The following is a 15,212-nucleotide window of genomic DNA, read 5'->3' on the forward strand; positions in this document are numbered from 1 at the left end:
CGGGGGTTTCTCGTTCGAACGATCGGAGCCCGATCGGCCGCGACGGCAGAGCCTAGTGGCTGTGCCCGTGGCCGGTCTGCTGCTCTTCCGCTTCCGCGGGCTTCTCGACCACGGCACTCTCCGTGGTGAGGATCATCCGCGCGACCGAGGCCGCGTTGACGACCGCGGAGCGGGTGACCTTGACGGGGTCGACGACACCGTCGGCGAGCAGGTCGCCGTAGGTGAGGGTCGCGGCGTTGAAACCGTGGCCCTTGGGCTGCTCGGCAACCTTGCTGGTGACGACGGCACCGTCGAGACCGGCATTGCTGGCGATCCAGAACAGCGGCGCCTGCAGTGCTTCGCGCACCACCTTGACGCCCGTGGCCTCGTCCCCGGTCAGACCGAGGTTGTCGGCCAGCTCGGTGCTCGCCTGGACGAGGGCGGAACCACCACCGGGGACGATGCCCTCGGCGACTGCAGCCTTCGCGGCGTTGACGGCGTCCTCGACGCGGAACTTGCGCTCCTTGAGGTCCGTCTCCGTGGCCGCGCCGACCCGGATGACGGCGACGCCACCGGCCAGCTTCGCCAGACGCTCTTCGAGCTTCTCGCGATCCCAGTCGGAGTCGGTGTTCTCGATCTCGCGGCGCAGCTGCGCGACGCGGCCCTTGATGTCGTCGTCGGTTCCGGCACCGTCGACGATCGTGGTCTCGTCCTTGCTGACCACGACGCGGCGGGCGCTGCCGAGCAGGTCCAGTCCGGCGTCCTTCAACGTGAGGCCGACGTCGGAGTTGATGACCGTGCCGCCGGTGACGACGGCGAGGTCGTCAAGGAACGCCTTCCGGCGGTCACCGAAGAACGGCGCCTTGACGGCGACGGCCTTGATGGTCTTCCGGATGGAGTTGACCACGAGCGTCGAGAGAACCTCGCCCTCGACGTCCTCCGCGATGATGAGGAGGGGCTTGCCGCTCTCGGCAACCTTCTCCAGCAGCGGCAGGAAGTCGGGCAGGGACGTGATCTTCTCGCGGAACAGCAGCACGAGTGCGTCCTCGTACACGGCCTTCTGTGCGTCGAGGTCCGTGACGAAGTACGGCGACAGGTAGCCCTTGTCGAACTGGACGCCCTCGGTGATCACGAGCTCGGTCGCCAGGGTCGAGGATTCCTCCACCGTCACGACGCCGTCGGTGCCGACGCGGGTGAGCGCCTCGCCGACCATCTCGCCGATCTCCTCGTCACGCGAGGACACGGTCGCGACCTGGGCGATGGACGTCTTGCCCTCGACCGGCCTCGCGGCGGCGAGCAGTGCCTCGACGACCTTGTCGGCCGCGGCGTTGATGCCGATGCCGAGCGCCATCGGGTTCGCACCCGCGGCTATGTTCTTCAGACCGCCCCGCACGATGGCCTGAGCCAGCACGGTCGCGGTGGTGGTGCCGTCGCCTGCGACGTCGTTGGTCTTGGTGGCGACGCTCTTGACGAGCTGCGCTCCGAGGTTCTCGAACGGGTCCTCGAGCTCGATTTCCCGGGCGATGCTGACACCGTCGTTGGTGACGGTCGGGCCGCCGAAGGCCTTCGCCAGCACTACGTGGCGGCCACGCGGACCCAAGGTCACCTTGACCGCGTCGGCAAGCTTGTCGACTCCACGCTCGAGAGACCGGCGTGCGATCTCGTTGAACTCAATCTGCTTGGACATGTGTTCTGTCTTCTCCTGGATCTCAGGGTTACGCGCGTGAACGCACTCCGCCCCGGGATCCTGTGGGGACTCCGGGGCGGATCACGTATGGCTTACTTGGAGACGACAGCCAGCACGTCGCGTGCCGACAGGATCAGGTACTCCTGGCCGGCGTACTTGATCTCGGTTCCGCCGTACTTGGAGTAGATGACCGTGTCACCCTCCTTGACGTCGACCGGGATGCGGTTGCCCTGCTCGTTGACGCGGCCTTCGCCGACTGCGACGACAGTGCCCTCCTGGGGCTTCTCCTTGGCCGTGTCGGGAATGACCAGGCCGGAGGCAGTCGTCGTCTCAGCCTCGTTGGCCTGGACGAGGATCTTGTCCTCGAGCGGCTTGATGTTGACGCTCGCCACGATGAGCCCTCCACTTTGGGGTATGCGGATCCGGAGACTTCTCCGGACTCCTGTTTGAGTGTTCCGTTTACGGCACTTCACACAGCCCCGTCGTCGCGGGTGCCGGAGCTCGATCGGCGCCACTTGGCACTCTATACGTGAGAGTGCCAACCCTCAAGGAGAAGGGGGTGGTAGATCGCGCCGCGCCGAATATCGTCCTGTCTCAGGGGTCGTCACCTAAGGTTCCTCTGGTGTCTGACATCAATAGGCGTAAATTCCTGACGTTTGCCGGGCTCGGGGCGATCGGGACGGTGGGGTTCGGAGCACGCCCGTGGGGGTTGCAGTACGCGGGCGCGGCCCCGCTCCCGACCTCCGGGGCCGGCACCACCCTCGAAGCGGTGGCCGTCCCCCTCGGAAGCTCCGGCTACCGCAGACTCGGCGCGGGACCGGGGTGGCCGACGATCGTCCGCACCGAACTCGCCGAGGCCCGCAGCGGGCGCGAGGACCGGCGCACCGCACTCGCCTCCCTCGTCCAGCTCACCGACGTCCACCTGGTCGACGCCCAGTCCCCGATGCGCTTCGAATACGTCCACCCCTTCACCGGTTCCGCGTTCCGCCCGCACGAGACGCTCACCGCGCAGGGTCTCGTCGCACTGGTCGCCCGCGTCAATGCGCTCGCGTCCGGCCCGCACACCCAGCGCGCGTTCGATGCGGTCGTGAGTACCGGCGACAACACCGACAACAAGGAATTCGCCGAACTCGGGTGGTTCCTCACCGCGCTCAACGGCGGCACCATCGTCCCCAACACGGGCGCCCCCGACCGCTACGAAGGCGTGCAGAACTCCGGGGCCGACCTGTACTGGAACCCGGAGTCCTCCGTCCAGGACATGTACAAGAAGGCCGGGTTCCCCGAGATCCCCGGCCTGCTCGGCGCGGCGATCGCCCCCGTCACCAGCCCCGGCCTGAACACCCCCTGGTACTGCGTCTTCGGCAACCACGACGACTCGGTGGAGGGCACCGTCCCGAGCGGCATCCCCCCGCTCGAAGCCATGTACACCGGTTCGCTGAAGTTCGAGGTCCCCGGGTCGCCGGAGCAGGCGAAGGCCGTCGACATCGCCACCAAGTTCGACCCCGGCGCCATTCCCACTGCGCTGTCCGCGTTCACCACACCCCCGCGGGTCGTCACCCCCGACCCCACGCGGGCACCGTTCACTCCCCGCCAGTTCATCGCCGCACACCTGGACCCGGCCAACACCGGCCCCGGACCGGCCGGTCACGGCTTCGCACCCGACGCCGGCGAGACCGGAATCGGCTACTACTCGTTCGAGATCGCACCCGGTGTCGTCGGAATCAGCATGGATTCCACCAACCGGGCGGGGTTCGTCGACGGCTCGCTCGGCGCCGCGCAGTTCCGGTGGATCGAGGACACCCTGGCGGCAGGCAGCAGCCGGTACTACGACACCGCGGGCAACCCTGTGTCGCAGGCACGCAGCGACACCTGGTTCGTCCTGTTCAGCCACCACACCAGCGGCAGCATGGACAACGTCGTCCCCGACCCCGCCGCCCCGGCGGAACCCCGGATCCGTGGTTCGCGACTGGTGGACCTGCTGCACCGATTCCCGAACGTCCTCGCCTGGGTCAACGGACACACCCACGAGAACCGGATCACCCCATGGCCCGGATCCACTCCGGAGCAGTCGTTCTGGGAGATCAACACGGCCTCGCACATCGACTTCCCCCAGCACGGGCGGATCATCGAGGTGGTCGACAACGTCGACGGAACCGTGTCGCTGCTCACCACGCTGTTCGAGGCCGACAGCCCGTACGCCGTGGACCACACCGACCTCTCACCGCTCGGGCTGGCGTCGCTGTACCGGGAGTTGTCGTTCAACGACATTCACGCCGACCCCGACCTGGGCGGCGGGACGGCCGACCGGAACGTCGAACTGGTGCTGGTGTCGGGTCGCTAGTTCCGGCGCTTGCGGGCCCAGTCGACGGCCGCGACGACCGCGCGGATGCCGACGCCGAGAAGGATCAGATTTCCGATGATCTGCACACTCACGACGGCTCGCGACGCATCGGTCGTCGCGGCGATGTCGCCGAACCCGACGGTGGAGAACACGGTGAGCGAGAAGTACAGCGCACCCATCCGAGTGAGCGGTTCGGTGAAGAAACGCGGATCGCTTTCGGACATCAGGCAATATCCTGTCGCGAACCCCAGCAGGTAGAGCGGCAGGATCAGGGAGAGTGCCTCGATGGCCTGGAGCGCAGGCACGTCGGACCGGAAGATCCGGCGGATCTGCCAGACCGCCGCCGAGCCGACGACCAGCAGGCCCCCCGCCAGGAAGAGCAGAGCGGACATGTTCCCGATCGAGGTCCACGGCAGGGCGAAGTAGACCACCGCGCACAGGACGACGGTGCCCAGCGGGCGCACGAATGCGCGCACCAGAAGCCGTCGGCGCTCGCGTCTCGTGAGGTTGCGAAAATCGCTGGCGCGTCCCATGAGATTCCTTTGGACAACTGTGCAGGTGAGACCGGATATCGAGCGCCATCTTCGTCTTCGGGGGCCGGAAGTCGGGAGCGAAATCCGTTTGTTTTCTGTAACGTTCAGATAACAGTCGCCGATTCAACGGGCAGGGAATACCCGCTGAACAGGGCGTTCCGGCAGAGACAGCAGGTCACGCGTCGAAAACGTGAGGGGGTGTGTGATGGGTATGTCCCTGGGGATGTCGACCGGCGCGGCAGGTGTGAGTTCCGCGCTCGTCACCACCGCCTCCAACGGCGCGCAGAACGTCGAGTTCCGTTACCTGTCCGCCGATCAGGCCCACACCGACCTCGGTGATCTGGTCCGCTCGTCGATCTCGCTGATGACCACCCAGGTTCCCGCCGATCCCACCACCCCCGACGCGTTCGCCGTCGCGTACCGGACGCAGGAGCAGGCCCACTCGATCCGCAGCGCCGTCAGCAGGCAGCGCCATCGTGTGCACCTCGTGCCCGAGACCGCGGCCACCCTCACCTACCTGCGGCACACCGGCGAGGTCGCACAGCATGCCACCGTCGCGATCGTCGACTTCGGTGAGTCCGGGTTGTCCGTCGCCGTCGTCGATCAGGTGGACGGCACCGTCCTGCACGCCGACCGCACGAGCCACGTGAGCGGCACCGGTATCGACGACCTGATCTTCCACCACGTCGTCGGCAGCCTCACCACTCCGCATCCCCTGCGGCACCTGGACCGGGATCTGCTCTCGGCGCGGTGCCGCGTCGCCAAGGAGCAGTTGTCCTCGGAGCCGAAGTCGCACGTCGACATCGATCTGCAGGGCGTCCGCCCGATCGAGATCAGCCGCACCGGGTTCGACGAGATCGTCGCACCGACCGTCCGCGTCGCGGTGGAGTTCATCCGTGCCACGATCGCCGACTCTCCGCGCCGGCCCGAGGCCCTGGCCTTGGTCGGCGGCGGCGCGAACATTCCCGCGATCGCCGCCGCCGTCACCGACGCCGTCACCGCCCGGGTCATCGCGGTGCCCGAACCCGACACGGCGACCGCGAAGGGTGCGGCGCTGCTCGCCGTGTCCTCGGCCATCCGCGACTACCCGGCCACCGAGTCGAACCGCCCCGGTTCGGCCGCGAAGGTGTCGGGGGCTCTCGTCGGCGCGCTGGTGGTCGGCGGCCTCGTTCTCGGTTACGGCGTGAAGGAACTCGCGCCCGCACCCGATCCCAACGTCTCCCCTGCGGGGACCGACAGTTTCCAGACCGCCGAGCAGGTCGCGACCACGACGACCGACGAGCCTCCCGCCACGCGGATTCCGTCGTACGATCCGACGCCGACCTCGGAGTACTACCCGAATCAGGTTGCCCCGCCCACGTCCGAACCGCGCACCGACCAGATTCCTGCGCAGGCGCCCGATTCGACGACCGAGACGACGCCCCCGCGCACCACCACCCCGCTGCCGACCCCCACGACTCCTGCGCGTCCGACGCTGCCCGGAACGGAGCCGCCGCAGCCCTCGTGGCCGCACATCGAGTGGCCCGCGATTCCGCCGCTGTGGCCGCAGGTTCCCGGCGAATCGACGCCGAACGAACCGCGCCCCGTCGCGCCCGCACCCGGTGGTCCCGAAGTGGCACCTCCGCCCACCGGTGCACCCGGTGCACCCGCCGAATCCACCGCGCCTGCGGCGCCCGCGGCACCGACTGCGCCCGCGGAATCGGTGCCCGCCGCACCCGAAGGGCTCTTCCCGATGGTCCCGGCGCCGGGCACGGTCGCTCCGAGCGCTCCCGCCGGGGCGCAGCCGAGCGGCTCTCAACCCGGTGAGGCGCTGACTCCCCCGGCCACGCAGACCGTCACCATTCCGGTCAGCTGAACACCTGACTGGTCGCCACCGACAGCCCGGGGTCGCTGGCCACGGTGAGCAGGGAGGGCGCGGCGCCGCCGGCGATCAGATGCGCGCCGAGCGAGGCGATCATCACTCCGTTGTCGGTGCACAGGCGAGGTTTCGGGACTCGCAGGGTCAGACCGGCTTCGGCGCAGCGTTCCTCGGCGAGCGCGCGGATACGCGAGTTGGCCGTCGCGCCGCCACCGAGCACCAGAGTGTCCACGCCGGCGTCACGAGCCGCGCGTACCGCTTTCATCGTCAGCACGTCGGCCACGGCCTCCTGGAAGCTCGCGGCGATGTCGGGCACCGAGTACGACTCGTCGGCCCGTTCCTTCGATTCCACGTACCGCGCGACGGCCGTCTTCAGTCCGGAGAACGAGAAGTCGTGCCGTGCGTCCCGCGGTCCGGTCATGCCGCGCGGGAAGGCAATCGCGTTCCGGTCGCCGTCCTGCGCCGCGGCGTCGAGGGCGGGGCCACCGGGGAATCCGAGTCCGAGGAGGCGGGCCACCTTGTCGAACGCTTCGCCTGCGGCGTCGTCCACGGTCGTGCCCAGTTCGACGATGGGCTTCGCGAGGTCCTCGACGTGCAGGAGGTGGGTGTGCCCACCGGACACGAGCAGCGCCACGCAGGGCGGCATCGGTCCGTGCTCGAGGGTGTCCACCGACACGTGCCCGCCGAGGTGGTTCACCGCGTAGAACGGGACGTCCCACGCCGCCGCATAGGCTTTCGCGGCCGCGACGCCGACGAGCAGGGCTCCGGCCAGACCGGGGCCGATGGTGACGGCGAGTGCGTCCGGTTTGACGATCCCGGCGGCAGAGAGGGCCCGCCGCATCGTCGGCACGATCGCCTCGAGGTGTGCGCGGGACGCTACCTCCGGCACCACCCCGCCGTAGCGTGCGTGCTGGTCGACGCTGGATGCGACCTCGTCCGCGAGCAACTCGCAGGTCCCGTCGCCGTTCCACCGGACGATGCCGACTCCGGTCTCGTCACAAGAGCTTTCGATCCCCATGACGATCATTGCACCGGCTCCTCACCCGTTCCGGGGCGACGCATCGTGAACGCGTCCGCACCGCTCGGTTGGTAGTACTTCTTACGGGTTCCCACGATCTCGAATCCTTCACGTCGGTACAGGGCGATCGCCGCGTCGTTGTCGGTGCGCACCTCGAGAAACACGGGGCCGCCCCGTGTGTCGGCCACGCGCAGCAGCTCGTCGAGGAGGGCCCCGCCGATCCCCCGCCGCTGGCACGCCGGGTCGGTTCCGATCGTGTGTATCTCGGATTCGGGGTGCGAACCGTTGCCCAGCAGGGCGATTCCGGCGTACCCGACGACGTGGCCGGTGTCGTCCCGCGCCACGGCGTAGTGCACGTGCGGAGCGGCGAGTTCCGCCCTGAACGCGTGTGCGCTCCAGGGTCCGTCACCGGCGAAGAGGAGGGTCTCGAGCTCCGCGCACCGTTCGGCGTCGGCGACCGCCATCGGTTCGATGCGGAAAGTCATTTCTTCCGGTCCGCCAGTTCCACCGCGTCCGGGCGTCGCAGGTAGAGCGGGACGAGCGCCGCCGGGGCCGCACTACCGAACAGCGCATCCGCGGCCACCGCGACCAGCCCTGCGGGCGAGGGGGTTTCCACCGGTTCGACCGGCAGATCGAAGAAGTCGACGTGCGACGGCGATCCCGCCACCACCTCGGACGGCATGGGCTCGAGCTCGCGCGGCTTCACCACCGCGGGACCCTCCACCCGAACTCCCGCCGAATAGCGTGCCCAGTACACCTCGCGCCGGCGTGCGTCCGTGACGACGAGCAGATTCCGGTCACCGTCCACCTGCTCCGCGATGGCGTCGAGGCTGCACACCCCGTGAACCGGGATGCCGAGGGCGTCGGCGAACGCGGCGGCGGTGGCCATCCCCACGCGCAGTCCCGTGAACGGACCCGGCCCGGCCCCGACGACCACCGCATCGAGGTCCGCGGGGACGTGCCGCGCCTCGGCGAGGCACTCCAGGATGTGCGGGGTGAGCACTTCCGCGTGCGCGCGCGGGTTGACCGTCACCCGCACCGCGAGCGTGTGGACCGCCTCTACCGATGCGGAGCCGGCCGAAACCCGGACGACTCCGGCGGTCACGGCAGGCGTGGACGTGTCGATGGCGAGAACAAGCACGGTAACTGAGGGTACTCGCACGTCAGATACGCTCCCGACACCCGACCCGTCAGGAAATCCACTCCCAGTGGGCCGTGCGGACATCCGACTCCGGTTCGCGGCGCAGGCGTACCCGCAGGTGACGATCGGCCAGCTGCTCGACGATGCCCTCGCCCCATTCGACGACGACAACGGCTGCGGCCAGGTCGGTGTCGAGATCGAGCGCGTCGAGTTCGTCCAGCGCGTGCGGGCCGCTGCCGCCCAGTCGGTACGCGTCCACGTGCACCATTCCGACCGGCGCACCCCCACCCGGCCGGGTGCCCGCCCGGTGCTCCCGCGCGATCACGAATGTGGGCGAAGTCACTCGCCCCTGGACACCGAGCCCGGCCCCGATTCCCTTCGTCAGTGCGGTCTTCCCCGCACCGAGAGGGCCGTCGAGCACCACGAGATCACCGGCGACGAGTCCCCGGGCAAGGTTCCGCCCGAACTCCTCCGTGTCTTCCGCCGTCGCCAGCACCACGGTCCCGCTCACGGGCAGTACTCCTTCCTCAGCCGACATCGGACTGCTCACCCGATTGGAATGTGGCCAGGCCACGATGCAACAACCGGTCGACCGCGTCCGACACCACGGACGGGAACTCGAGCTGCACCAGGTGACCGGCGCCGCGCACCCGCACCAGTTCGGACTCCGGTAGGTCCGCCGCCAGTTTCCGGGAACTGCCGAACGGGATGGTCATGTCGCTGTCGCCGCACACCACGACGGACGGGGTGTGTCCGAGCGCCGCGAGTGACGCGGACTCGTCGTGCAGTTCGAGCGTGCGCAGGAAGTTCACGATGGTGACCACCGACGTCCGGTCCAGCATGGAGTCGGAGAACTTGTGCAGCCGCGGACTCACGTCCGTGCCGTACGACGCCGCCCGCAGGATGGGGGTGATCAGGACGCGGGCCGCGCCGCGCGCGTGCTGGACGAGTTCGGGCGAGGTCCGGACCGCGAGCCGGAAGCCGTCGATGACCGGGTTCTGCAGGTTCCGCGTCAATCCGGTCTCGCTGAGCCCGGCCGCGGCCGTGGCCACCAGGCCCGCACCGATCACCCGCTCCGTAACCAGCTCGGGCCGCTGCCCGGCGAAGGCGAGCACCGTCATCCCACCCATCGAATGCCCCACCAGCACAATCGGTCCGGTGGGGGCCTTCGCCTCGACCACGGTCGCGAGATCGGCGCCCAGCTGAGCGATGGTGCAGCTCGCCGCGGACGGCACACCCGAATCGCCGTGCCCGCGTTGGTCGTAGAACACCATCCGCACGTCGTCGCCCCACCGCTCGGCGAGCTGACGGCGCTGGAAGTGCCACGACGTCATGTCCAGGCAGTACCCGTGCACGAACACCGCCGTCACCGGGGCGTTCTCCGGGCCCACCTCGCGGACGGCGAGCGCCACGCCGTCCTCGGCGACCACCACGCTGCGCCGGTCCCGCGTCATCAGGGTGAAGTCCTCGTCGCCGTAGATCTCGCGGCCGGGCCGGGTCGCGCTGCGCACTGCGTTGACTCCGGCCACCGAGCCGAGCGCCAGCGCGCTGAGCACACCGCCGACGAGTCCCATCCGCTTCGACACACCCATGCCTAGGTGCCCGTCCCACCGACGTAGCTGCGCACCGTGCGTCCGCGCACCCCCGTCACGACCTCGTAGTGGATGGTGTCGAGTTTGTCGGCCCACTCCTGTGCGATCGGCTCGCCGAGGTCCCCGTTGCCGAAGAACACCGCGGTGTCTCCCTCCCGGACTCCCCCGCCGTCCGGTCCGAGATCGACGACCACCTGGTCCATGCAGACACGTCCGATCCCCGGACGTCGCTCCGCACCCAGTTGGACCTCGAATCGGCCGCTCAGCGAACGCGGGAGCCCGTCGGCGTACCCGAACGGCAGCAACGCCACTGTCGTGTCCCTCGGGGCCACCCACTGGTGCCCGTAGGACACGCCTTCACCTGCCGCCACCTTCTTCACCAGAGCCACCCTCGATCGCAGTGTCATCGCCGGGCGCAACCCGAACTGACCGAGTTCGGGAACGGGCGACAACCCGTATATCGCGATTCCCGGGCGAACCATGTCAAACCGCAGATCGGGGCGGGTCAGGGTGGCCGCGGAATTGGACAGGTGCACCACTTCGGGGACCAGTCCGTGACGCTTGGCATCCGCGATCGCAGCGACCAGTCGATCCCGCTGGGAATCGATCCAGGCGTGGTGCGGCTCGTCGGCATGGGCCAGATGCGAGAAGACGCCGCGCAGCCGCACCGAACCCTCGGCCTGCGCGCGGGCCAGGTCGACGAGGGTCTGCTCCAGTTCGTCGGGTGCCACCCCGTTGCGGTTCAAGCCGGTGTCGACCTTCAGAGTGACGATCGCCGTGGTGCCGACGGTCCGCGCCGCAGCTACAACCGAGGCGAGGTGGCGGGGTGAGGAGACGCCGAGTTCGACACCGGCCGCGATCGCGGGGGCGAAATCGGCGTCGACGGTGTGCAGCCACGCGAGGACGGGTGCGTCGATCCCGGCACGACGCAGCGTCAGGGCCTCCGACACGGTCGTCACACCCAGTTCCGACGCTCCCGCAGCCAGCGCCGCGCGGGCCACGGCTACCGCGCCGTGGTTGTAGCCGTCCGCCTTCACGACGGCCATCATCGCCGCGCCCCGAGCGCTGTCGCGCAGGATCCGGACGTTGTGCGCGATCGCGTCCAGATCCACCACTGCCTCGGCCTGCGGTGCCGGCGCCGCCTGCGCGGGCGCTGCGGGTTCGCTGTGTCCGTGGTCGTCGGCCGGTACTGCTTCAGCAAGCGTCATATGTTCGATCCTGCCATTCACGCGGTGGCCGGCATTTCGTCGGGTGACACCCCCGCACGGAGAACTCTGATCGACTCCCTGAGGTGCGCGAGCAGCGTTCCCGCGGAGATCGGTGCTGTTCCGCGCCCCGCGGAAAGGTCGGCGCCGCCGCCTCGGGCCGCCAGGTTCGCGGCCAGCGAGTGAGCGCGCGCACCCACCGCGGCGGCCCGGTCCGGGGCGAGACCGGCGGCCATGAGTGCGCCGATGATCCCGGCGAGCACGTCGCCCGCCCCCGCCGTGGCGGACCACGAACCGCCCGCCTCGTTGACGAACACCCGGCCGCCGGGCTCGGCGATCACCGTGGCCCGCCCCTTGAGCAGCACGTGCGCGTTCCAGTCGGCCGCGAGCGCTCGCACCGACGCCACCCGGTCCGGGCCCGGTCCCTTTCCCGTCAGCCGGGCAAACTCCCCGGCATGCGGTGTCAGCAGCGTCGCAGCCGTCCGCGAGCGCACCAGGTCCGGGTCCTCGGCGAGCAGGGTCAGTCCGTCCGCGTCGACCAGTACGGGCACATCCGCGTCGAGCACCGTCCGCAACGTCCGGCGGGCGGCGTCGTCGGTGCCCATGCCCGGCCCGACCACCCACGACTGGACGCGTCCGGCCTTCGCGAGATCGGTGGTCGCGATCACCTCCGGCGCATGCGCGAGCACCTCGCCCGTGCACGGCCCGGCATAGCGGACGAGCCCCGACGTGGCGGTGACCGCCGCTCCCGTGCACAGGACCCCGGCTCCGGGGTAACCGTCGCTGCCCGCGACGACCCCCACCACGCCCTGCGAGTACTTGTCGTCGTCCGCCCCCGGCACCGGCCACGCCGCGCCCACGTCGGCGGCGTCCAGAGCGGTGATTTCGGCATCGCCGAGCGACAGTCCGATGTCCACGAGTTCGACTCGGCCACACTGCGCCGCGCCCAGCGCGTGAACCGGTTTGAGGGCGCCAAACGCCACGGTGACCGCGGCGCGCACGGCGGGCCCGTCGACGGCGCCAGTGTCCGGGTCCACCCCACTCGGCAGGTCCGCCGACACGATCGGCGCCTCGATCCGTTCGACCAGCGCAGCAGCATCGGGTCGTAGCGGTCCGCGGCCGGAGATTCCGACGATCCCGTCGATCACCAGGTCGGGCAGGCCCAAGTCGTCGGACGGGGCGGCCACCCGCCCGCCGGCCGCGGTGAACGCCGCCAGCCCGGCCGCGTGCGCCTTCTCCGGTTTCAGCAGGACCGCTGTGGCGGCGACACCGCGCCTGCGCAGCATCGACCCCGCCCACAGCGCGTCCCCGCCGTTGTCGCCGGACCCCACCAGCACCGTGATCGTGCGGCCGGCGACACCCCCGGTCCGCGCCCGCAGTTCCGCCGCCACCACCGTGGCCAGTCCGTGTGCGGCGCGTCGCATCAGTGCGCCGCCCGGAAGGGACGCCAGCAACGGCGCCTCCGCGGCTCGAACCTCGTCAGCGGTGTAGTAGCCCCGCATGGGAACTCCTCGTCGAGCCGGCCCCACGGCCGGCCGCTGTGCAGTGAAGGGTCGGTACCGGGTCAGACTACGCTCGACGCCATGCGTGTACGTGGAACGTCGTGGATCGCCGGAGTGGCTCTCGCCGCGAGCATTTCGATGACAGCCGTCGTCTCCGGGTGCAGTTCGCCCGCCGAGGAGGCACCCGAGGCGACGACCGGACCCGTCGTGCAGGTCGCGAACATGGCGTATGAGCCCTCGACGATGACCGTCCGGGCCGGAGACACCGTCACCTGGAATTTCGACGACCGGGGCGTCACCCACGACGTGGTGGGTGTCGGGGCCGCGAAGAGCGTGCTGCGGAGCCGGCTGATGCAGACCGGCACGTTCACGTACACGTTCACCGAACCGGGCACCTACGAGTACACGTGTTCGCTGCATCCGGACATGACGGGCACCGTCGTCGTCACTCCGTAGGGGCGCGGCCCGGCCGCGCCCCCGACGTCGCGCCTATTCGACAGTGACGGACTTGGCGAGGTTACGCGGCTTGTCGACGTCGTAGCCCCGTGTCTGCGCGACCTCCGCCGCGAAGACCTGCAACGGCACCGTCGACAGCAGCGGCTGCAGCAGCGTCGGCGCCGACGGGATCTCGATCAGGTGGTCGGCGAACGGCCGCACGGCCTCGTCGCCTTCCTCCGCGATCACGACGGTCCGCGCACCGCGGGCCTGGATCTCGCGGATGTTGCTGAGCAGCTTGGAGTGCAGCACCGCGCGCCCCTTCGGCGACGGCATCACCACGATCACCGGCAACCCGTCCTCGATCAACGCGATCGGCCCGTGCTTGAGTTCGCCGGCCGCGAAGCCCTCGGCGTGCATGTACGCCAGCTCCTTGAGCTTGAGCGCACCCTCGAGCGCCACGGGGTAGCCCACGTGGCGGCCCAGGAACAGCACCGTCGACGACGACGCCAGTTCCCGTGCCAGCGCCCGCACCGGTTCCACCGTCTCGAGCACCCGGCTCACCAGATCGGGCATGGCCTCGAGATCGGCGTACTCGCGTGCCACCTCGTCCGGGTACTTGGTGCCGCGGGCCTGCGCGAGAGCCAGGCCGACCAGGTAGTTCGCCGTGACCTGCGCGAGGAACGCCTTGGTCGACGCGACACCGATCTCCGGACCGGCCCGGGTGTAGAGGACGGCGTCGGCCTCGCGGGGAATCTGGGCACCGTTCGTGTTGCAGACCGCGAGCACCCGCGCCTTCTGATCCTTGGCGTGGCGCACCGCCTCGAGGGTGTCGGCCGTCTCACCGGACTGCGAGATGGCGACCACCAGCGTCGACCGGTCCAGGACCGGGTCGCGGTAGCGGAACTCACTGGCCAGCTCGACCTCGACGGGCAACCGGGTCCAGTGCTCGATGGCGTACTTCGCGAGGAGCCCCGAGTGGTAGGCACTGCCGCAGGCGACGACGAAGACCTTGTCGACGTCGCGCAGCTCCTGATCCGACAGTCGCTGCTCGTCGAGAACGATCTTCCCGTCCGCGAAGTGACCGAGCAGGGTGTCCGCGACCGCGGCCGGCTGCTCCTCGATCTCCTTGAGCATGAAGTAGTCGTGGCCGCCCTTCTCGGCGGCGGCGAGGTCCCAGTCGATGCGGAACGGGCGGCCCTGCGCCTCGGACCCGTCGAAGTTCAGAATCGAGTACCCGTCCGCGGTGATCACCACGACCTGGTCCTGCCCCAGCTCGACCGCGTCGCGGGTGTGCTCGATGAACGCCGCGACATCGGACCCGAGGAACGTCTCGCCCTCGCCGACACCGATGACGAGGGGCGTCGAGCGACGCGCCGCGACGATGGTGTCCGGGTGGTCGGAGTGCGTGAAGACGAGGGTGAACGCACCCTCCAGCCGGCGCAGCACGCTCAGCGCGCTCGCGACGAAGTCGCCTGCCGTCTCACCGGAGGCGTACGCCCGCGCGACGAGGTGCACCGCGACCTCGGTGTCGGTGTCGCTGGCGAAGTCGATTCCGTCGTGCTCGAGTTCGGCCCGCAACGGGGCGAAGTTCTCGATGATGCCGTTGTGGACGACGGCGACCGTGTTGCCCGCGTCGCGGTGCGGGTGCGCGTTGCGGTCGGTGGGCCTGCCGTGCGTGGCCCACCGGGTGTGACCGATCCCCGTGCTCCCGGTGAAGTGCTCGGCCCCGACCTCGTCGAGTTCGGCCTCCAGATTCGCGAGGCGCCCCGCCTTCCGCTCGACCGCCATCCCACCCTGCCCGTCGAGCACGGCGATGCCGGCAGAGTCGTATCCGCGGTATTCCATTCGCCGCAAAGCCTCCACCACAACAGTCAGAGCCTGCCGGTGGCCGACGTATCCCACGATTCCGCACATGGTT

General features: G+C 69.7%; 14 protein-coding genes. 3 read left to right on the top strand and 11 right to left on the bottom strand.

Annotated features, from left to right (window positions below; translation table 11 throughout):
* Positions 1–52: 52 nt before the first annotated feature.
* Both groL and groES read right to left on the bottom strand, forming a co-directional pair.
* Positions 53–1,666: a chaperonin GroEL gene (gene groL / locus CJ179_RS06150; protein ID WP_095860905.1), complete on the bottom strand. Its 1,614-nt coding sequence runs from the start codon at positions 1,664–1,666 to the stop codon at positions 53–55.
* A gap of 92 nt (positions 1,667–1,758) precedes the next feature.
* Entirely contained in the window at positions 1,759–2,058 is a 300-nt protein-coding gene (gene groES, locus CJ179_RS06155) for a co-chaperone GroES (RefSeq protein ID WP_003940763.1), read from the bottom strand.
* Positions 2,059–2,288: 230 nt separating this feature from the next.
* Here groES and CJ179_RS06160 point away from each other — a divergent pair, with 230 nt between their 5' ends.
* Positions 2,289–4,007 carry a TIGR03767 family metallophosphoesterase gene (locus CJ179_RS06160; RefSeq protein ID WP_095860906.1) on the top strand — a complete coding sequence of 573 codons (1,719 nt, stop codon included), beginning with the start codon at positions 2,289–2,291 and terminating at the stop codon, positions 4,005–4,007.
* Here CJ179_RS06160 and CJ179_RS06165 read toward each other — a convergent pair.
* A complete protein-coding gene (locus CJ179_RS06165) occupies positions 4,004–4,540 on the bottom strand; it encodes a potassium channel family protein (RefSeq protein WP_072945769.1) in 537 nt (178 codons plus the stop codon). The genes CJ179_RS06160 and CJ179_RS06165 overlap by 4 nt on opposite strands.
* Before the next feature lie 205 nt (positions 4,541–4,745).
* Between CJ179_RS06165 and CJ179_RS06170 the strand changes: the two genes are divergently transcribed.
* Positions 4,746–6,395 (top strand): Hsp70 family protein, encoded by a 1,650-nt coding sequence (locus CJ179_RS06170; protein WP_095860907.1) that lies wholly within the window; start codon positions 4,746–4,748, stop codon positions 6,393–6,395.
* Here CJ179_RS06170 and tsaD read toward each other — a convergent pair.
* The 7 genes from tsaD to CJ179_RS06205 are packed head-to-tail and all read right to left on the bottom strand — an operon-like array spanning position 6,388 to position 12,856.
* Complete coding sequence (gene tsaD, locus CJ179_RS06175; RefSeq protein ID WP_072945764.1) at positions 6,388–7,425, bottom strand: tRNA (adenosine(37)-N6)-threonylcarbamoyltransferase complex transferase subunit TsaD; 1,038 nt, start codon at positions 7,423–7,425, stop codon at positions 6,388–6,390. The genes CJ179_RS06170 and tsaD overlap by 8 nt on opposite strands.
* The gene (gene rimI / locus CJ179_RS06180; RefSeq protein WP_072945762.1) at positions 7,422–7,901 is read right to left on the bottom strand and encodes a ribosomal protein S18-alanine N-acetyltransferase; all 480 of its coding nucleotides are present in this window, start codon (positions 7,899–7,901) and stop codon (positions 7,422–7,424) included. Before rimI ends, tsaD begins: the two co-directional genes overlap by 4 nt.
* Positions 7,898–8,557: a tRNA (adenosine(37)-N6)-threonylcarbamoyltransferase complex dimerization subunit type 1 TsaB gene (gene tsaB / locus CJ179_RS06185; protein WP_095860908.1), complete on the bottom strand. Its 660-nt coding sequence runs from the start codon at positions 8,555–8,557 to the stop codon at positions 7,898–7,900. The genes rimI and tsaB overlap by 4 nt, the downstream gene beginning before the upstream one ends.
* Positions 8,558–8,606: 49 nt before the next feature.
* A complete protein-coding gene (gene tsaE / locus CJ179_RS06190; RefSeq protein ID WP_072945759.1) occupies positions 8,607–9,095 on the bottom strand; it encodes a tRNA (adenosine(37)-N6)-threonylcarbamoyltransferase complex ATPase subunit type 1 TsaE in 489 nt (162 codons plus the stop codon).
* Positions 9,085–10,149 carry an alpha/beta fold hydrolase gene (locus CJ179_RS06195; RefSeq protein ID WP_095860909.1) on the bottom strand — a complete coding sequence of 355 codons (1,065 nt, stop codon included), beginning with the start codon at positions 10,147–10,149 and terminating at the stop codon, positions 9,085–9,087. The genes tsaE and CJ179_RS06195 overlap by 11 nt, the downstream gene beginning before the upstream one ends.
* A 2-nt stretch (positions 10,150–10,151) precedes the next feature.
* Positions 10,152–11,357, bottom strand: coding sequence for an alanine racemase (gene alr / locus CJ179_RS06200; RefSeq protein ID WP_072945756.1), 1,206 nt, complete (start codon positions 11,355–11,357; stop codon positions 10,152–10,154).
* 17 nt (positions 11,358–11,374) lie between these two features.
* Positions 11,375–12,856 carry an NAD(P)H-hydrate dehydratase gene (locus CJ179_RS06205; protein ID WP_095860910.1) on the bottom strand — a complete coding sequence of 494 codons (1,482 nt, stop codon included), beginning with the start codon at positions 12,854–12,856 and terminating at the stop codon, positions 11,375–11,377.
* Positions 12,857–12,937: 81 nt separating this feature from the next.
* Here CJ179_RS06205 and CJ179_RS06210 point away from each other — a divergent pair, with 81 nt between their 5' ends.
* Positions 12,938–13,312: a cupredoxin domain-containing protein gene (locus CJ179_RS06210; RefSeq protein WP_095860911.1), complete on the top strand. Its 375-nt coding sequence runs from the start codon at positions 12,938–12,940 to the stop codon at positions 13,310–13,312.
* Positions 13,313–13,345: 33 nt separating this feature from the next.
* Here CJ179_RS06210 and glmS read toward each other — a convergent pair whose 3' ends face one another.
* Entirely contained in the window at positions 13,346–15,208 is a 1,863-nt protein-coding gene (gene glmS / locus CJ179_RS06215; protein ID WP_072945749.1) for a glutamine--fructose-6-phosphate transaminase (isomerizing), read from the bottom strand.
* Positions 15,209–15,212 lie beyond the last annotated feature (4 nt).

The organism is Rhodococcus sp. ACS1, assembly GCF_002300155.1.
GTDB lineage: Bacteria > Actinomycetota > Actinomycetes > Mycobacteriales > Mycobacteriaceae > Rhodococcus_F > Rhodococcus_F koreensis.